General features: G+C 75.8%; 16 protein-coding genes. 7 read left to right on the plus strand and 9 right to left on the minus strand.

Features of this window, described 5'->3' with window-relative positions:
* Positions 1 to 64: 64 nt before the first annotated feature.
* The 3 genes from ACI79B_RS16990 to ACI79B_RS17000 all read right to left on the minus strand — a co-directional run bounded on the left by ACI79B_RS16990 (position 65) and on the right by ACI79B_RS17000 (position 3686).
* Positions 65 to 2422, minus strand: coding sequence for a SpoIIE family protein phosphatase (locus ACI79B_RS16990; RefSeq protein WP_456925980.1), 2358 nt, complete (start codon positions 2420 to 2422; stop codon positions 65 to 67).
* Positions 2419 to 3021: a biliverdin-producing heme oxygenase gene (locus ACI79B_RS16995; RefSeq protein ID WP_456925979.1), complete on the minus strand. Its 603-nt coding sequence runs from the start codon at positions 3019 to 3021 to the stop codon at positions 2419 to 2421. Before ACI79B_RS16995 ends, ACI79B_RS16990 begins: the two co-directional genes overlap by 4 nt.
* A 101-nt stretch (positions 3022 to 3122) precedes the next feature.
* Positions 3123 to 3686, minus strand: a complete 564-nt coding sequence (locus tag ACI79B_RS17000) for a TetR/AcrR family transcriptional regulator (protein ID WP_456925978.1) — start codon at positions 3684 to 3686, stop codon at positions 3123 to 3125.
* Positions 3687 to 3761: 75 nt separating this feature from the next.
* Between ACI79B_RS17000 and ACI79B_RS17005 the strand changes: the two genes are divergently transcribed.
* Positions 3762 to 4337 (plus strand): hypothetical protein, encoded by a 576-nt coding sequence (locus ACI79B_RS17005; protein WP_456925977.1) that lies wholly within the window; start codon positions 3762 to 3764, stop codon positions 4335 to 4337.
* Here the strand turns inward: ACI79B_RS17005 and ACI79B_RS17010 are convergent.
* The gene (locus tag ACI79B_RS17010; RefSeq protein WP_456925976.1) at positions 4235 to 5338 is read right to left on the minus strand and encodes a PucR family transcriptional regulator; all 1104 of its coding nucleotides are present in this window, start codon (positions 5336 to 5338) and stop codon (positions 4235 to 4237) included. The genes ACI79B_RS17005 and ACI79B_RS17010 overlap by 103 nt on opposite strands.
* A gap of 107 nt (positions 5339 to 5445) precedes the next feature.
* Between ACI79B_RS17010 and ACI79B_RS17015 the strand changes: the two genes are divergently transcribed.
* Together ACI79B_RS17015 and pruA are read left to right on the plus strand one after the other, a co-directional pair.
* Positions 5446 to 6375, plus strand: coding sequence for a proline dehydrogenase family protein (locus ACI79B_RS17015; protein WP_456925975.1), 930 nt, complete (start codon positions 5446 to 5448; stop codon positions 6373 to 6375).
* Between the two features lie 50 nt (positions 6376 to 6425).
* Positions 6426 to 8051 (plus strand): L-glutamate gamma-semialdehyde dehydrogenase, encoded by a 1626-nt coding sequence (gene pruA, locus ACI79B_RS17020; RefSeq protein WP_456925974.1) that lies wholly within the window; start codon positions 6426 to 6428, stop codon positions 8049 to 8051.
* Between the two features lie 89 nt (positions 8052 to 8140).
* Here pruA and ACI79B_RS17025 read toward each other — a convergent pair whose 3' ends face one another.
* Entirely contained in the window at positions 8141 to 8662 is a 522-nt protein-coding gene (locus tag ACI79B_RS17025) for a DUF488 domain-containing protein (protein WP_456925973.1), read from the minus strand.
* Positions 8663 to 8741: 79 nt separating this feature from the next.
* On the opposite strand from ACI79B_RS17025, the gene ACI79B_RS17030 reads away from it, so the two are divergent.
* Together ACI79B_RS17030 and ACI79B_RS17035 are read left to right on the plus strand one after the other, a co-directional pair.
* Positions 8742 to 9902, plus strand: a complete 1161-nt coding sequence (locus ACI79B_RS17030) for an MFS transporter (RefSeq protein ID WP_456925972.1) — start codon at positions 8742 to 8744, stop codon at positions 9900 to 9902.
* 65 nt (positions 9903 to 9967) lie between these two features.
* Positions 9968 to 13183, plus strand: coding sequence for a glucan 1,4-alpha-glucosidase (locus ACI79B_RS17035; protein WP_456925971.1), 3216 nt, complete (start codon positions 9968 to 9970; stop codon positions 13181 to 13183).
* A 49-nt stretch (positions 13184 to 13232) separates the two neighbouring features.
* On the opposite strand, the gene ACI79B_RS17040 is transcribed toward ACI79B_RS17035, so the two are convergent.
* On the minus strand, positions 13233 to 13664 hold the full coding sequence (locus ACI79B_RS17040) for an Lrp/AsnC family transcriptional regulator (RefSeq protein ID WP_456925970.1): 432 nt from the start codon (positions 13662 to 13664) through the stop codon (positions 13233 to 13235).
* A 103-nt stretch (positions 13665 to 13767) separates the two neighbouring features.
* Here ACI79B_RS17040 and ACI79B_RS17045 point away from each other — a divergent pair, with 103 nt between their 5' ends.
* On the plus strand, positions 13768 to 14805 hold the full coding sequence (locus ACI79B_RS17045; RefSeq protein ID WP_456925969.1) for an ornithine cyclodeaminase: 1038 nt from the start codon (positions 13768 to 13770) through the stop codon (positions 14803 to 14805).
* A 32-nt stretch (positions 14806 to 14837) separates the two neighbouring features.
* Entirely contained in the window at positions 14838 to 15755 is a 918-nt protein-coding gene (gene ctlX, locus ACI79B_RS17050; RefSeq protein WP_456925968.1) for a citrulline utilization hydrolase CtlX, read from the plus strand.
* Between the two features lie 10 nt (positions 15756 to 15765).
* On the opposite strand, the gene ACI79B_RS17055 is transcribed toward ctlX, so the two are convergent.
* From ACI79B_RS17055 to ACI79B_RS17065, 3 genes are all read right to left on the minus strand, one after another.
* Positions 15766 to 16110, minus strand: coding sequence for a hypothetical protein (locus tag ACI79B_RS17055; protein ID WP_456925967.1), 345 nt, complete (start codon positions 16108 to 16110; stop codon positions 15766 to 15768).
* A 119-nt stretch (positions 16111 to 16229) separates the two neighbouring features.
* A complete protein-coding gene (locus tag ACI79B_RS17060) occupies positions 16230 to 17051 on the minus strand; it encodes an ABC transporter permease subunit (protein WP_456927051.1) in 822 nt (273 codons plus the stop codon).
* Positions 17048 to 17968, minus strand: a complete 921-nt coding sequence (locus ACI79B_RS17065) for an ABC transporter ATP-binding protein (RefSeq protein ID WP_456927050.1) — start codon at positions 17966 to 17968, stop codon at positions 17048 to 17050. Before ACI79B_RS17065 ends, ACI79B_RS17060 begins: the two co-directional genes overlap by 4 nt.
* Between the last annotated feature and the right edge of the window lie 119 nt (positions 17969 to 18087).

Below are 18087 nucleotides of genomic sequence, written 5' to 3' on the forward strand. Positions count from 1 at the left end.
GCGGAGGTGCCCGGTGCACCTCCGCGGAAGTGCACGACCACTCCTCCGGGGCTACTCCTCCGGGCTACTCCTCCGGGGCGAGGCGGACGGCGACCAGGGCGACGTCGTCCTCGGCGCCGTCGGGGACCATCCGCGCCAGGACCTCGTCGCAGACCTCCTCGACCGGCCGGTCGCGCAGCTCCGCGAGGGCCTGCGCGAGCCGGTCGACGCCGTCGTCGAAGCCGTCGGCCCGGCGCTCGACCAGGCCGTCGGTGAACAGCAGCACCGTGCAGCCGCGGGCGAGGACCACCTCGGCGTCGGTGCGGACCGCCTCCGGGCTCACCCCGAGCAGCAGGCCCGGCCGGCCGCCGTCGAGCGGGGCGCTGGTGCCGTCTGGGGTGGAGACCAGCGGGGGCAGGTGGCCGGCGCTGGCCCACCGCAGGCGGGTGACCCCGGCGGCGCCGGTCTGGTCGAGCCGGCCGACCAGCACGGTGGCCATGGCGCCGAGCTGCAGTCCCTCGATCGCCGCGTCGAGCCGGGTGAGCACCGCCGCGGGGCTGTCCCCGCTGTCGTAGGCGATGCCGCGCAGCAGCCCGCGCAGCTGGGCCATGCAGGCGGCGGCCTGGACGTCGTGGCCGACGACGTCGCCGATGACCAGCATCGTCGAGCCGTCGGGCTGGACGAAGACGTCGTACCAGTCGCCGCCGACCTGGGCCTCGCGGGTGGCCGGCACGTAGCGCACCGCCATCTGCAGGTGGTTGGGCTGCGGCGGCTCGGACAGCAGGCTGCGCTGCAGCGTCTCGGCGGCGCGGACGATGCTGCGCGAACGGGCGTAGAGCGCCTCGAGCAGGTGGCTGCGCAGCTGCACCACCTCGGCACGCTCCTGCGGCGTCCACGGGTGCGAGCGCTCGCGGACGGTCTCCCGCCAGCGGTCGAAGCTCTTGCGCGGGCTGAGCCGGACGTCGTCGCCCTCCCGCTCGGCGATCGCCTTGTTGTGCGGGTCGCCGCCCCAGTCGACGTGCCGCACGGCCTCGCGCCGGTGCCACAGCACGTACTGGCCCTCGGGCAGCGGCAGCACGAGCACCCCGCAGGCGACCTCGACCGGGACGCCGAGCCCCGGCGCCTCGCGCTGCAGGGCGTCGGTGGCCACCACGTCCTCGCCGCGGGCGGCGGCCCAGGCCACGACCCGCTCGACGACGTCGTCCGGCAGCTCCGCGCCCTTGGTGCCGCGGCTGCCCTGTAGGCAGACGGCCACGCCGTCGGCGGGCAGGACGTCGAGCAGGCTGGTGCTGCCGAGCAGCGTGTCGGCCAGCGCGCGGTCCTCGTCCAGGGTGGCCGTGGTCAGCCAGGCCAGGGTGGAGCGGACCTGCAGCGCCCGGTGCACCTCGTCCTCGGCGGTGCGGTCGACCAGGCGCAGCGACAGCGTCGAGCCGAGGAACTCGGCCGCGGCGCGGGTGGCGTAGGGCGGCTGGTGCGGGCCCGAGTAGTGGTGGCAGGCGATGAGGCCCCACAGGCGGTCGTCCCGCAGCAGCGAGATCGACATGGAGGCGCGCACGCCCATGTTCTGCAGGTACTCGACGTGGATGGGCGAGACGCTGCGCAGCGTCGAGTAGGTGAGGTCCAGCGGCCGGCCGGTGGCCGGGTGCGCGGCCGGCTGGATGCGGCTGGGGACGTAGTCGACGTCGCTGATCAGCCGGATCCAGTTCTTCTCGTACAGCGCCCGGGCCTGGGCCGGGATGTCCGAGGCCGGGTAGTGCAGGCCGAGGAAGGGGTTGAGGTCCGCGGCCTTCGCCTCGGCCACGACCTCGCCGTTGTAGTCGGCGTCGTAGCGGTAGACCATCACCCGGTCGAAGCCGGTGAGCGCGCGGATCGCCCGCGCCGTGATGTCGTAGAGCTCCTGCAGCGTGGAGGCCCGGTTGAGCTCGGCGACGGTCCCGCGCACCGCCTGGTAGGTGTTCGGGAAGGAGAACGGCCGCGGCCCGCGCGCGGGCTCGAGCTCCACGACGAGGTTGGTCAGCGGCGCGTCGCCGTCGTCCGCCCGGCCGTGCTCGTCCCGGGCGCCGTCGAGCACCGTCCGGTGCAGGATCGCGTCCACCGGCACGGGGGCGCTGTCGACGTCGAGGGTGACCTCCACCGGGTTGCGCTCGCGCAGGTCGCCGAACGCGCTGGCCGAGCGGACGACGGCCTCGGTCTGCGCCACCCCGATGACGTCGGCGAGCGGGCGGCCGAGCGCGTCGGACCAGATGACGCCGGTCAGCCCGGCGAGGTTCTCCGACGCCTGGACGACGACCAGGTCCGGCTCGCTGACCGCCAGCAGCACGCCGCGCGGCTGGACGCTGCCCGGGACGTGGATCGGCTCGCGGGCGCAGTTGTCCAGGTCGACCGGCTCACCCGGCGACAGCCACGCGACGTCCGCCCCGGCGGTGGCGTCGACGTCGGTCACGCGGTCGCCCCCTGCGCCGCCGGGGCGCACCAGTCGGCGAGGACGGCGAAGGTCTCCCGGGCCGCGGCGACCACCCGCCCGGCGTCCCCGGCGTCCGCGACGTGCGCCCGCGTGACCCGGCGGAACGCGGCCCACATCGCACCGGTGTCCTCGCCGTAGGGGCTGAAGCAGCGCAGCCGGGGCAGCCCCGGCAGGGCCGCGAGGTGGCGGTCGATGAAGGTGCCGCCGAGGGTGGAGCCCTCCATCACGTACAGCCGGCCCAGCGCCTGGTCGGTGCCTGTGACGGCGGGCAGGTCGGGCCGGCCGGCGTCGGGCGAGCCGCCCAGCGCGGCCAGGTCGGCGGCGTAGAGGCCGGTGCGGCGGCGGCGCGCCCAGTCGAGGGCGGCGGCGTCGGCGGGGTGGCGGGCGGCCCAGTCGTCCAGCCCGGCCTCGGCCGCGGCCCAGAAGGCGTGCAGCCGCGCCAGGACGGTGACCAGCCGGCCGCGGTCCAGCGCGGGGTCCATGAGGTCGAGGGTGGCCTCGACCTGTCCGTGCTCCACGGCGGTGGCCGTGCGCAGGTCCCGGAGGACGTCGCCGGCGCCGCCCGCGTCTCGAGGCAACGCCTCTCCTCCCGCAGCCATCAGCCCTTCGAGCGTAGGTCACGCCCCGGACAGCGTCGCGGGGGAGAAGGTGCAGTGCGCAACAGTCCCCCTCCGGCGGGTCAGGACCGCGGCGGGCGGTCCAGCAGCAGGTCGGCGGCGCGGGCGAGGACCTGCGCCCGGGTGCGCCCGCCGTGGTCGGTGGCGAGGAAGTGCTCGCCGATCGCCAGGCAGAAGGCGATCAGGGCGCGCGCCTCCACCTCGTCGGGGTCGGCGCAGAACGTGCCGATCAGCTCGCGCAGCAGCCCCATGCGCCGCTCGTCGACCCGGCGCAGGCGCGCGGCGACCGCCTCGTCCCGGCGGGCCCAGTCGCGGACGGCCAGGTCGACGGGGAGCAGGCGGTCGCTGGAGAAGGTGAGGACGCCGGCCCGCGCGATGCGGGTCCGCGGGTCGCCGCCCTCCCGCTCGACGCGCTCGAGCACCTCGTCGGTGCTCTCCCGCTCCCAGGTGTCGAGCATCGCCTCGAGCAGGGCGTCCCGGTCGGCGAAGTGCCCGTAGAAGCCGCCCTTGGTCACCCCGAGGTCCTTGGCCAGGACCTCGACGCGGACGGCGTCGGGACCGCCTTCGGCCAGCGCCCGCAGGCCCTGCTCGACCCACCGCTCCCGCGGGGTGCGCACGACCGCCACGCCCACCTCCTGTACGCCACCGTATAAAACCGTTACCGTCGTCTGTACGGCACCGTATACGAGAGGGGATCCGCCATGACCCTGCTCGGCAGCACCGGCGTGCTCCGCGGGATCACCGCGTCCGCCCGGGAGGTCTGCTCGCTGCCCCGGATCGACTACGCCGACCGGTGCACCCTGGTCACCGACGTGACCGCGACGCCCGAGCGGTGGGCGCGGGCGATGTTCGGCGACGTCCCGAGCCCGGGGGAGCGGTTCATCTGGCGGGGGCTGCTCGCCCTCCGCCTGGACCCGCGGCGCTCCCCGGACACCGTGGGCGGCTGGCGGGTCGGCGGGCGCGGCGAGGACTGGATCCGGTTGGAGACCGCGTCCCGGTCGCTGCGCGCGAACATGGTCGTGCAGGCCACCGGGCGCCGGGTCACCTGGACCACGTGCCTGTCCTACGAGCGGCTGCAGGGCCGGCTGCTGTGGCCGTCGCTGTCGGCCGTGCACCGCCGGCTGGTGCCGCGGGTGCTCGCCGCCGCCGGGCAGCGGCTCGGGGAGACGGGCGGTCAGGGCAGCCGGGCGCGGCGCAGCGAGGCGTGCACCAGCAGCCGGGTGTCGCCGTCGGCCAGGTCCAGGCCGGTCAGCGCGGTGATCCGGCCCAGCCGGTAGTACAGCGTCTGCCGGTGGATCGACAGCGCCGCCGACGTCCGGACCACGCTGCCGGCCGCGTCGAGGTAGGCCTCGGCCGTGGCGGCGAGCACCGGGTCGGCGAGCAGCGGCGCGACCGCCGGGTCGGGCGCGGGCAGGGCCGCGGCGGCCCGCCAGCCGCCGAGCTCGGACCAGCGGGCCACCGGCGCGAGCCCCGGCGCCACGGCCGCGACCCGGGCCGCGGTGCCGGCCTGCGCCCAGCACGCGGGCAGGCCCGCGGGCCCCGCGACGGGGTCGGACACCCCCGCGGCCGCGCCGGCGGGCATCCGGGCGAGCGCCGCGGACGCGGTGGTCGCGGCCGGGCGCAGGTCGCCGGGGCGGGCCAGCCGGACGAGGACGGCGACCTCGCGGCGGTCCTCGCCGAGCACCGCCGCGGCCGGCGGGAGCCGCTGCCCGTCGTGGAGCGCGCCCCGCAGCGCGACCAGTGCCAGCGGGGTGTCCGCGCCGAGCCGGGCGGTCAGGGTGCGCGTCGCCCGCTCCCGCGCCGGCGCGGTGCCGGTGAGCGCCGCGGCCAGGGCCTCGCCGAGGTCGCCGTCGTCGTCCCCGCCGGCCAGCAGCCGTCCCGCGCGGGCGGCGAGGTCGACCGCCGCGGCCAGGTCCGGGTCGGCGTCGTCGTCGGGATCGGTGCGGCCGCCGTCGAGCAGCCAGAGGTAGCCGAGGGTGCGGCCGCCGTGCCGGACCGGCAGCAGCAGGCGGGTGAGGATCCCCGCGGCCGGGTCGGCGGGGGTGCGCACCGGCCGCTGCGCGGTCGCGATACCGAGGTCCTCGAACCAGCGGCGGGTGTCCGGGGTGGAGCCGCGGCCGAGGATCGACCGGGTGCGGACGGCGTCCATCGCGGTGTCGCCGCCGTCGAGGGGGTGCGCGGCGAAGGCCAGCAGCGTGAAGTCGACGTCCTCGAGCGTGGCCGGGGCGTGCAGCAGCCGGGCGACCTCGTCCACCACGTCCTGCAGGTCGTCGCGCACCGTACGACTGTATGAAGCCGGACGTCCGGAGTCCGTACGTCCGTCCCTGGTGGACCCGATCGGGCGCTCCTAGCGTTCGAGGCCAGTCACGACGACGGAGGTGGCCGGTGCTCACCACGAAGACCCTGCTGCTGGGGGCCTCCCGCCGCCCGGCGCTGCGCCGCGCGCTCGTGGGCACCCCGGTGACCCGGCGCGTGGTCGAGCGGTTCGTGGCCGGCGAGACGCTGCCCGACGCCCTCGCCGTCGTCGGCCGGCTCACCGGCGAGGGCATCGAGGTGACCCTCGACCACCTCGGCGAGGACGTCACCGACCCGGCCGAGGCGCGCGCCTCCCGCGACGCCTACCTCGCCCTGCTGGAAGCGCTGGGGCCACTGGACCTCGGCCCGCGCGCCGAGGTGTCGGTCAAGCTGTCCGCCTTCGGGCAGGCGCTGCCCGGCGGGGAGGACCTCTCGCTGGGGCTGGTCCGGCCGGTGGTCGAGTGCGCGGCGCGGATCGGCACCACGGTCACCCTCGACATGGAGGAGTCCTCGACCGTCGACGCCACCCTCGCCGTCCTCGCCGAGCTGCGCCGCGACCACCCGCAGACCGGGGCGGTGCTGCAGGCCGCGCTGCACCGCACCGAGGACGACGTGCAGGCGCTGGCCACGCCGGGCTCGCGGGTGCGGCTGGTCAAGGGCGCCTACGACGAGCCGCCGTCGGTCGCCCACCAGGGCCGCCGCGACGTCGACGCCGCCTACGCGCGCTGCCTCGGCGTGCTCATGCGCGGGCCGGGCTACCCGATGGTCGGCAGCCACGACCCGGCGATGATCGACCTGGCCCAGCGGCTGGCCGCCGAGCACGGGCGTGCCGCCGACTCGTGGGAGGTCCAGATGCTGCACGGCATCCGGGTCGACGAGCAGCGCCGGCTGGCCGCCTCCGGCACCCGCGTGCGCGCCTACGTGCCCTACGGCCGCGACTGGTACGGCTACTTCGTCCGCCGGCTGGCCGAGCGCCCGGCGAACCTCCGCTTCTTCCTCCGCGCCCTCGTCTCCCGCTGACCCGACCCGGCAGAGACGGCCGTCTCTGACACACCCCCCTGGAGGCCCCCGTGGACGGCACCACCCGCGTCCCCCCGCCGCGCAACGAGCCGGTGCTCACCTACGCGCCCGGCTCGCCCGAGCGGGCCGCGCTCGAGACCCGCCTGGCCGAGCTGGCCGCCGAGCCGCTGGAGCTGACGGCGACCATCGGCGACAAGCAGCGCATGGCCGGCGGCGAGCGCTTCGACGTCGTCCAGCCGCACCGGCACGCCGCCGTCCTCGGCACCTCGGCGCACGCCACGCACGCCGACGCGACCGAGGCCGTGGCCGCCGCGAAGGCCGCCGCCCCCGCCTGGCGCGACCTGTCCCTCGACGACCGCGCCGCGGTGTTCCTCAAGGCCGCCGACCTGCTCGCCGGGCCCTGGCGGCAGACGCTGAACGCCGCGACCATGCTCGGCCAGTCCAAGACCGCCCACCAGGCCGAGATCGACAGCGCCTGCGAGCTGGTGGACTTCTGGCGCTGGAACGTGCACTTCGCCCGCGAGGTCGTGTCCGCCCAGCCGGTGTCCTCGCCGGGGGTGTGGAACCGGAGCGACCACCGGCCGCTGGAGGGCTTCGTCTACGCGGTCACGCCGTTCAACTTCACCGCGATCGCCGGCAACCTGCCCACCGCCCCGGCGCTCATGGGCAACACCGTCGTCTGGAAGCCCGCCCCCACCCAGCAGTTCGCCGCGCACTTCGTCATGCGGCTGCTGGAGGAGGCCGGCCTGCCCCCGGGCGTGATCACCATGCTGCCCGGCGACGGCATCCCGGTGTCGGAGGTGGTGCTCGCCGACCGCGACCTCGCCGGCATCCACTTCACCGGATCGACCCCGGTGTTCCAGCACCTGTGGCGCACCGTGGGCGAGAACATCGCCAACTACCGCGGCTACCCGCGCGTCGTCGGCGAGACCGGCGGCAAGGACTTCGTCGTCGCCCATCCCTCGGCCGACGTCGACGTGCTGCGCACCGCGCTGGTCCGGGGTGCGTTCGAGTACCAGGGGCAGAAGTGCTCCGCGGCCTCGCGCGCCTACGTCCCGCGGTCGGTGTGGGCCCGGCTGCGCGACGACCTGGTCGACACCACCGAGTCGCTGTCGATGGGCGACGTCACCGACTTCTCGAACTTCATGGGCGCGGTCATCGACCGGAAGTCGTTCTCCAAGCTGTCCGGCGTCATCGACCGGGTCGACGACGACCCCGCGCTGTCGATCGTGGCCGGCGGCCAGAAGGACGACTCCGAGGGCTTCTTCGTCCGGCCGACCGTCATCCAGGGCACCGACCCCGGGCACGAGGTGTTCACCACCGAGTACTTCGGCCCGATCCTCGCGGTGCACGTCTACGACGACGCCGACTACGACGCCGTGCTCACGCAGATGGAGTCGGCGGCGCCGTACGCACTGACCGGCGCGGTCATCGCCCAGGACCGGGCGGCCATCGCGCACGCCCAGCGGAAGCTGCGCTTCGCGGCGGGCAACTTCTACGTCAACGACAAGCCGACCGGCGCCGTCGTCGGCCAGCAGCCCTTCGGCGGCGGGCGGGCCTCGGGCACCAACGACAAGGCCGGCGCCGCGCAGAACCTGCAGCGCTGGACGTCGACCCGGTCGATCAAGGAGACCTTCGTACCGCCGACCGACCACCGCTACCCGCACATGGGCTGACGCCGGATGATCAGGTGACCTGATCGTGCTGCGTCCTGGCTCACCGTCGGTGGTGAGCCAGGACGCGTCACGGTGAGCCAGGACGTCGGTCAGCCGGGCCAGTGGACGAGGCCGTCGTCACCCAGCACCGCGCCCTCGGCCGGGACGTGCGGGGTGAGCCGGCCGTCGGGCATGAGGTGGGTGACCGGCACGCCGTGGGCGAGGACGGCGACGTCGGCGACCAGCCGCCGGTGGCAGCGCCACCACACGCCCTCGCTGCACATCACCGCGACCGTCGCGTGCGCCGCCTCGGCCAGCACGCCGTCGAGCGCGGCCGCGAAGCCGGCGGTCCGGGTGTGCGCGGCGTAGGCGGCGAACTGGGCCACGGTCCACCAGCCGTCGGCCACCGGCTCGCCCGCGGACAGCCGGCGCCGCCCGCCGAGCCGCTCCTCCCACCGGTAGCCGATGCGCGCGGCCGGCAGCCACTCCTCGAGCGCCTCCCGCCGGACGTCGGGGTTGCTCCGGCTGCCGGGGAAGCGGCGGACGTCGACCACCAGGTCCACCCCGGCACCGGACAGCCGGGCGGCGAGGGCGGTCCGGTCGTCGGCGCCGTGGCCCACGGTGAGCAGCACGGACACCCCCTACCCGGGAGCCGCCGGTTCCCCGGTCATGCTGGGCGGCCGGGCGACGACGCCTGCGGAGGGGAGCGGTGTGAGCAGGGGGACGACGGACCGGGTGTCGCTGTGGCGGCTGCCGGCGATGCGGGCGCTGGTGGGCGCGACGACGCTCGGCTTCGCCAGCTACTGCCTGACCCTGGCCTCGCTGCCGGCGTACGCGGTGGCGGGCGGGGCGTCGGCCGACACCGCCGGGGTGGTCACCGCGGTCTTCCTGGCGATGACCATCGTGGTGCAGTCGGTCGTCCCGGCGCTGACCGCGCGGTTCGGCCTGGGCCCGGTCCTCGCCGCCGGCCTGTTCGCCCTGGGCGCGCCCGCGCCGCTGTACGCCCTCGGCGACGGCGTCCCGTGGCTGTCGGCGGTGTCCGCGGTGCGCGGCGCCGGCTTCGCGGTGCTCACCGTGCTCGGCGCGGTGCTCGCCGCGCAGGCCGCGCCGCCCGAGCGCCGCGGCGAGTCGATCGGGCTCTACGGGCTGGCGATCGCGGTGCCCAACCTGCTGGCGGTGCCGGCCGGGGTGGCGCTGGTGCTCGACGGGCACCCCGGCTGGCTGGCGTGGCTGGCCGCCTCCCCGGTGCTCGCGCTGCCGCTGGTGCCCGGGCTGGCCCGCTCGGTGCACTGGGAGGGCGGCGCCGGCACGTCCTCGCGCGCCGCGGCCCGCGCCGCGCTGGCGCCGTCGGCGGTGCTGCTGCTGGTCACCCTCGCCGGCGGCGGCGTGGTCACCTTCCTGCCCATCGAGCGCCCGGACGGCGTCCTCGCGACGGCCGCGCTGCTCCTCTTCGGCATCACCGGCGCGCTCACCCGCTGGCGCGCGGGACTGCTGGCCGACCGGCTCGGCAGCCGCCGGCTGCTCCCCGCCGCCCTGGTCGCGGGCGCGGTCGGGCTGGCCGCCGTCGCGCTCGGCCTGGTCACGGGCGACGCCGTCGTGCTGGTCGGGGCGGCGGTCTTCGGGGCGGGCTACGGCGCGGTGCAGAACCTCACGCTGGTCACCGCCTTCGCCCGCGCCGGGGAGGGCGGCTCGACCGCCGCGAGCGCGCTCTGGAACGCCTCGTTCGACGCGGGGACGGCGATCGGCGCGCTGGTCCTCGGGCTGGTCGCGGCCGGCGTCGGGCTGCCCTGGACCTACGTGCTCGTCGCCGGCGTCCTGCTGGCAGGGCTGCCGCTGGCCCGGACGGCGACCCGGGTGTTGCACGCGCTTTGACCTCTCCGGATCCGCCCCCTACGGTGCGTCTCCTCCCGATCACACCCTGACAGAGAGGTCAGCGCGTGCTGCTCCCCATCCCCGGCTCCGGCCGGAGTCCACGGCGGGGCCCGACCCCGTTCCGCAGGAGGTCCCTCGGCTCGTGCGTCGCCGCGGTCCTCGCGGCCGGCGTCCTCGGCGCCGCGCCGGCGCACGCCGCCCCGGACGTCGCCCCCGGGGCACCCGGCGGCGGGTCCACCTGGACCAGCGGCGCCAAGGTCGGCGTCGGCACCGCGGTCACCGAGCAGTCGAAGGTCTGGTACACGCTGGTCGACGGCCTGATGAGCGAGGTCTACTACCCGCGCGTCGACGTCGCCAACGTCCAGGACCTGCAGCTCGTGGTCACCGACGGCAGCACGTTCACCGAGCTGGAGCGGGACGCCACCACGCACGAGGTGGTCCTGGCCGACCCGCAGGCGCTCAGCTACCAGCAGGTCAACACCGACCGGGACGGCCGCTACCGGATCACCAAGAGCTACGTCACCGACCCGGCCCGGTCGACCGTGCTCGTCGACGTCCGCGTCGACAGCCTCGACGGTGGCCGGTACACCGCCTACGTCCTCTACAACCCGTCGCTGGCCAACAGCGGCCTGCACGACAGCGGCTCGACGGTCGGCAGCGCGCTCGTCGCCGAGGACACCGGCGGGGACACCCCCGTCGCCTCGGCGCTGGTCGCCTCCCCGGCGTTCGCCCGCGTCTCCACCGGCTTCTCCGGGGTCAGCGACGGCTGGACCGACCTGCGCGACGACCACCGGCTGGACCGGACGTACGGCTCGTCACCGGACGGGAACGTCGTCCAGGTCGGCCAGCTGGCGACCCAGGGCAACAGCCGCACGCTCCGGGCCACGATCGCCCTCGGCTTCGGCCCCTCCGGCACCGACGCCCTCACCACCGCCCAGGGGTCCCTGCGCCGGGCGTTCCCCGCGGTCCGCGACGCCTACGAGGAGGGCTGGGCCGGCTACCTCGCCTCGCTCGACGCCGCTCCCGCCAGCGTGGCCGGCGACCCGCAGCTGCGGACGCAGTACGACGTCGCGCTGATGACGCTCAAGGCGCACGAGGACAAGACCTACCCGGGCGCGAACATCGCCTCGCTCACCGTGCCGTGGGGTCAGGCGATCGACGCGGACGAGTCCGGTGTCGGCGGCTACCACCTGGTGTGGGCCCGCGACCTCTACCAGGTCGCGACGGCGCAGCTGGCCGCCGGCGACGAGGCCGCGGCCAACCGGTCGCTGGACTACCTGTTCGACGTCCAGCAGCGGCCCGACGGCTCGTTCCCGCAGAACACCCTGCTCGACGGGACGCCGTACTGGGGCAGCCTGCAGCTCGACGAGGTCGCGCTGCCGCTCGTCCTCGCCGGGCAGCTCGGCCGGTTCGACGCCGACACGTGGGAGCACGTGGAGAGGTCGGCCGACTTCCTGGTCGCCCGCGGCCCGTCGACGCCGCAGGAGCGGTGGGAGGAGGAGGGCGGCTACTCGCCCTCGACCATCGCCGCCGAGATCGCCGGGCTGGTGACCGCGGCGGAGATCGCCCGGCGCAACGGTGACGGGGCCTCCGCGGCCCTCTACACCGGCGTGGCCGACGACTGGCAGCGCCGGCTCGAGGAGTGGACGTTCACCACGACCGGCCCCCACGGCGACGGGCGCTACTTCGTCCGCATCGACGCGAACGGCAACCCGGACGGCGACGACTGGGTGGAGATCAACAACGGCGGCGGGTGGCACCCCGAGCGCGAGGTGGTCGACGCCGGCTTCCTCGAGCTGGTGCGCCTCGGCGTCCGGCCGGCCGGCGACCCGAGCGTCCTGGCCTCGCTGCCCGAGCTGGACGAGATCCGCGTGGACACCCCGCACGGGCCCATGTGGTACCGCTACGGCTTCGACGGCTACGGCGAGAAGGCCGACGGCAGCCCGTACGACGGCACCGGGGTCGGGCGGCTGTGGCCGCTGCTGAGCGGGGAGCGCGGTGAGTACGAGCTCGCGGCCGGACGGAGCGCCGACGCGTTCCTGCGCACCATGGCCGGCGCGGCCAACGAGGGCCTCATGATCCCCGAGCAGGTCTGGGACCGGCCCGACGCCGCCGGCTTCCGCTTCGGCGAGGGCACCGGGTCGGCGACGCCGCTGGCCTGGTCGATGGCGCAGTTCGTCCGGCTGGCGGTGTCCATCGACGCCGGCCGGCCGGTCGAGACGCCGGCCCTCGTCGCCGACCGGTACGCCGACGGCGCCCTGCCCGAGGGGCCGGCGCTCACCGTCACGGCCCCGGCCGACGGCGCCCGGACCGACGCCGGCCGGGTCGAGGTCACCGGCACGACCGACGGCGCGGAGGTCCACGTGGCCACCGGCGGGGAGACGGTGGCGGCGCAGGTCGTCGACGGCGCCTTCACCGCCACGGTGCCGGTGTCGACCGGCCGCAACACGGTCACCGTCGTCGCGGTCGGGGAGGACGGCGGCACGAGCGTGGTCCGGCGCACCGTCGTCTCCACCGCCGTCGGGACGCCGGTCGGCGTGGTCGACGACCCGGCCGGTGACGACCACGGCCCCGGCAGCTACGTCTACCCGACCAACGCCGCCTTCGTGCCCGGCGCCTTCGACGTCACCCGGTTCGGCGTGTACGACGACGGGCCGCAGGTGAACTTCGTCGTGACCCTGGACGGCGAGGTCACCAACCCCTGGGGCGGCAACCAGATCTCGGTGCAGCGGTTCGACGTGTACGTCCGCGCCGGGGACGGCGAGGGTGCGGTGCCGGCGCTGCCCGGCACCAACGCCGCGCTCGCCGCGCCCTACGACCTCGTGGTCACCGCCGACGGGTTCACCGACCTCGGGGTGCGGGACGCGGCCGGGACCACCGTCAGCGGGGCGACGCTGACCGCCGTCCCGGAGAGCCGGCAGGTCGTGGTCTCGGTGCCGCGCTCGGCCCTGGGCGACCTCGACCTGGCGGGCGCCGAGTACGCGCTGGTCATGGCGAGCCACGCCGACGGCACCGGCGAGGGGGTCGGCAACGTCCGGCCGGTCTACGACCTGGCCTACTGGCAGTCCGCGCCCGAGCGCGGCACGTCGTGGATCCAGGAGTACCGCTTCGGCGGCGGCGCGGGGGAGTGGACCGACGCCACCGCGGCCCGCGACACCGACACGAGGGACCCAAACGCCCTCGACGTCCTGGTGCCGCCGGGCAGCACGCAGGCCGACGTCCTCGACTGGACGCGCGGGGCGCCGGTGACGCTCCCGTACGTGTCCCTGACGGGGGCCTGAGACCGCTGCGCTGGGGCCCGGGCGTGCCCGGGCCCCAGCGCGCACCCCCTCAGCGCAGCACCGAGGTCAGCAGCAGGCTCGTCTGGCTGTTGATCACCCCGGGCACCGACCGGATCCGGTTGAGCAGCCGGTCGAACTCCACGAGGTCGGTGGTGCGGTGCTCGGCGACGAGGTCCCACGCGCCGTTGGTCGAGTGCATCGACTCGATCTCCGGGAAGCCGCGCAGCCGCCGGATGACGTCGTCGGTGGAGCGGCCCTCCACCTCGACCAGCGACACCGCCCGGACCCCGCCCGCGGCGGCCTCGTCCCGCACCCGGACGGTGAACCCGACGATGACGTCCTCGGCCACGAGCCGGTCCAGGTGGCTGGTCACCGTGGCCCGGGTGACCCCGAGCCGGCGGGCCAGCTCGGCCACCGGCGCGCGGCCGTCCTCGCGCAGCGCCGAGAGCAGGCGGCGGTCGAGGTCGCTGAGGTCGGCCATGCGCAGAACGTACAGCTGATCTTGCTGAAGTGGTCGATGTCTGGGCACAACGCGCGCCGTTCGCTCATTGTGTGTGCAGATCGCCCAGCAATACCGTTCCGGCATGACCGCGTTCGTCGACGTGCGCAACATGGTCCGCTGGACGGCTGAGACCGGGCCGGAGCGGATCATCGCCGGGATGTCCCGCTCCATCGAGGACGACTTCCGCCGGTGGGAGTCCTTCGACAAGATCGCCCGCGTCGGCAGCCACACGCCCTGGGGCGTGATCGAGCTGATGCCGACCAGCGACGGCGAGACCTACGCCTTCAAGTACGTCAACGGGCACCCGAGCAACCCGGCGCGCGGCTTCCAGACGGTGAGCGCCTTCGGGGCGCTGGCCGACGTCTCCAACGGCTACCCGGTCTTCCTCGCCGAGATGACCCTGCTGACCGCGCTGCGGACGGCGGCGACGTCGGCGATGGTCGCCCGCCTCCTGGCCCGGCCGGACTCCCGGCGCCTGGCGCTCATCGGCGCCGGCAGCCAGTCGGAGTTCCAGGCGCTGGGCATGCGCGGGGCCCTCGGCATCAACGACGTCACGGTCTGGGACACCGACCCGGCCGCGATGGCCAAGCTGGTCCGCAACCTCGAGCCGCTGGGCTTCGACGTGACCGTGGCGTCCTCCGGCCACGAGGCGGTGCGCGGCGCGGACGTCGTCACCACCTGCACGGCCGACAAGGCCCGGGCCACCGTGCTGCAGGCCGAGTGGATCGAGCCGGGCATGCACCTCAACGCCATCGGCGGCGACTGCCCGGGCAAGACCGAGCTGGACCCCACGATCCTGCTGCGCGAGGACGTCGAGGTGTTCGTCGAGTTCCCGCCGCAGACCCGCATCGAGGGCGAGATCCAGGCGATGCCGGCCGACTTCCCGGTCACCGAGCTGTGGCAGGTGCTCACCGGCCGGGCGGCCGGGCGCACCTCGGCGGCCCAGGTGACGCTGTTCGACTCCGTCGGCTTCGCGATCGAGGACCTGTCGGCGCTGCGCTACGTGCGCGACGCGGTCGCCGGCACGCCGTGGGTCGACGACATCGACCTGGTCGCCGAGCCGGACGACCCCAAGGACCTGTTCGGGATGGTCGCGGCGTTCACGCCGATCCCCTCGTGACGCCCGGGGCCGCAGCCCAGGCCCCCTCGGCCGTGGTCCTCGTCCGCCCGCACGCCTTCTCGCCCAACCCGCTGACGCTCGGGGACAACGCCTTCCAGGTGCCCGTCGTCCACGAGGACCCGGGCGTGCTCGCGCGGCGGGCGTACGACGAGGTCACCGCGCTGGCCGAGGCGCTCACCGCCGCGGGCGTCACGGTGCACCTGTTCGACGACCCGGAGCCCGGCCGGCCCGACAGCGTCTTCCCGAACAACTGGCTGTCCACCCACGCCGACGGCCGGGTCGCGCTGTTCCCGATGTACGCGGCCAACCGGCGCGGGGAGCGGCGCGGCGACGTCGTCGAGTTCCTCAAGGCGGCCTACCGGGTGCACGAGGTGGTCGACCTCTCCGGCCTGGAGCACGACGGCCGCTACCTCGAGGGCACCGGCGCGATGGTGCTCGACCACGTGGCGCGCACGGCCTACGTCGCGCGGTCGCTGCGGGTCGACCCGTGGGCGCTGGACCGCTTCTGCCGCGGCTTCGGCTACGAGCCGGTGGTCTTCGACGCCGTCGACGCGGCCGGCCGGGCGGTCTACCACACCAACGTGATGATGAGCGTGGCCGGCGGGTACGCGCTGGTCGGGCTGGAGCTGCTGCCGTCGGCGGCCGAGCGGGCGGAGCTCGTCGCCCGGCTGGAGGCGACCGGGCGCACCGTCGTCCCGCTCACCGCGCGGCAGGTCGGGGAGTTCGCCGGCAACGCCATCGAGGTGCGGGGCGCCGACGGCCCGGTGCTGGCGCTGTCCGCGCGGGCCGCGGCGAGCCTGGACGCCGGCCAGCGCCGGGCGATCGAGGCGTCGGCCCGGCTGCTGCCGGTCGCCGTCCCCACGGTCGAGCTGGCCGGCGGCTCGGTGCGCTGCACGATCGCCGGGGTGCACCTCGAGCCGCGCACCGCGGCGGTCCCGGCCGCGGTCTGACCGCGGGGAGTCAGGAGACGCGGTCGGCCGCCGCCTGCAGCGAGCGGATGAGCAGCAGCTCCTCACCGGAGCGGCGCAGCCACTGCCGCAGCGCGGCGACGTCGGTGCGGGCGGCGTCCCGGACCGCCCCGAGCCGCAGCTGCCGGGTGTTGGCCTGCGCCCGCTGCGCCGGCGGCAGCGCGCGCCCCTCGGCCCGGGCCTGCGCGGTGAGCGCCGCGCCGACGTAGACCAGGTCGCGCACCTCCTCGACCTCGGCCAGCAGGGTGTCGGCTCCGGCGTCGTCGCCGGCCGCGAGGCGGGTCAGCAGCAGGTCGGCGCGCTCGCGCCCCAGGGCGGCGGGATCGGGGGAGGTCACCCCTCCACTGTGCCTGGCGGCCGCCGGAGGCCGGCGAGGTGTCCTCCGAGCGCGGTCGTGCTCTGCACACAGGTGTGTGCAGAGCACGACCGTCGGCGGAAGAGGTGTCCGACTCCGGCTCACGCGTCGCGGCGGGTGAAGGCGACCGCGGCGACGGCGAGGACGACGGCGACCTCGGCGGCGAAGACGGCGAACCCGGTCCACGGCTCGAGCAGCAGCGGGTTGAACGACTCCGGCATCGCGATCCGCGAGCCCGCGTTGCCCGGCATGAGCTTGGTCAGCCACTCGCCCAGGGCGCCCGGCAGCAGCATCACCAGGTTGCCGACGAGGAACACCAGCGCGAGCACCACCGACACCGCGGCGGCGGTGGAGCGGACCAGCAACCCGACGGCCATCGCGAACAGCCCGAGCCCGGCCATGTAGAGGCCGCTGCCGAGCAGCGAGCGCAGCATCCCGTCGTCGCCGAGGGACAGGCCGATCCCCTCCGCGGACAGGAACGCGTTGCCGCCGAGCCAGCCGAGCGTCGCGGTGACCACCCCGGCGACGAACAGGACGGCGCTGAGCACGACCGCCTTGGCCACGAGCACGGTCCCGCGGCGGGGGGTGGCGGCCAGCGTCGCGCGGATCATCCCGGTGCCGTACTCGGCGGTGACGACGAGCGAGCCGAGGACGACGGCGGTGACCTGGGCGAACAGCAGCCCCCAGGTGATGAACGCGCCGACCGGCTCACCGGTCTCCCCGGCGGCGAGGTCGGGGGCGACCAGCGCGCACACCAGCGTGGTGAGCCCGGCGCCGAGGGCGACCATCGCGGCGATCGACCAGCCGGTGGAGCGCACCGACCACAGCTTGATCCACTCGGCGTGCAGGGCGCGGGGCAGCCCGGCGGTCGCGGCCGGGGCGGGGGAGGACGCGCGGCGCGCGGCCAGGGTGGAGGCGGTCACCGGGTCACCTCGGCGGGGCGGGCGGCGGCGTACTCGACGCTGCCGGCGGTCAGGGTCATGAAGGCGTCCTCGAGGGAGGACCGGACGAGGCCCAGCTCGTGCAGCACCAGGCCGGCGCCGGCGGCGAGCTCGCCGGTGGCGGCGGCGTCGACGCCCTGGACGCGCAGCTCGTCGCCGTCGCGGGTGACGTCGGCGCCCGCGCGCCGCAGCAGCTCGGCGAGGTCGGCGGGCCGGGGGGTGCGGACGCGCACGTAGGAGGCGGCGTGCTCGGCGATGAAGTCCGCCGTGGGGCAGTCGGCGAGCACCCGGCCGCGGCCGATGACGACGAGGTGGTCGGCGGTCAGCGCCATCTCGGCCATGAGGTGGCTGGACACCAGCACGGTGCGGCCCTCGGCGGCGAGGTCGCGGGCCAGGGTGCGCACCCAGCGGATGCCCTCGGGGTCCAGTCCGTTGACCGGCTCGTCGAGGACGACGACCGGCGGGTCGCCGAGCAGCGCGGCCGCGATGCCCAGCCGCTGGCCCATGCCGAGGGAGAACCGGCCGACGCGCTGCCCGGCCACCGCCTCCAGGCCGACCAGGCCGAGCACCTCGTCGACGCGGGCGGCGGGGATGCCGTTGGAGGCGGCCATCCAGCGCAGGTGCGCCCAGGCGGTGCGGCCCGGGTGCAGCGCGCGGGCCTCGAGCAGCGCGCCGACCGCGCGCAGCGGGGCGGGGCAGTCGAGGTACCGGATGCCGTCGACGGTGACCGAGCCCTCGGTGGGCCGGTCCAGGCCGATGACCATCCGCATCGTCGTCGACTTGCCGGCGCCGTTGGGGCCGAGGAAGCCGGTCACCCGGCCCGGGCGGACGGTGAAGGAGACGCGGTCGACGGCGACCCGGTCGCCGTAGCGCTTGGTGAGTCCGCTGGCGACGATCACGGGGTCACCGCCGGGGGAGGGGAGGGCTGCGAGGTCATGCCGGGAAGGCTCTCGGCACCGGGGTGCCCGGCACATCGGGGAGGACCCCCGGCCCGACCCTGGACCGTCCCCCACCCGGT

The sequence above is a fragment of the Geodermatophilus sp. SYSU D00879 genome, from assembly GCF_054050375.1.

Excerpts from the sequence above, each read along its gene's own strand:
- ACI79B_RS17005 (WP_456925977.1), top strand. The coding sequence starts at position 3,762 with ATGACCCTGCTCGGCAGCACCGGCGTGCTCCGCGGGATCACCGCGTCC.
- ACI79B_RS17040 (WP_456925970.1), bottom strand. The coding sequence starts at position 13,664 with ATGGCCGACCTCAGCGACCTCGACCGCCGCCTGCTCTCGGCGCTGCGC.
- ACI79B_RS17045 (WP_456925969.1), top strand. The coding sequence starts at position 13,768 with ATGACCGCGTTCGTCGACGTGCGCAACATGGTCCGCTGGACGGCTGAG.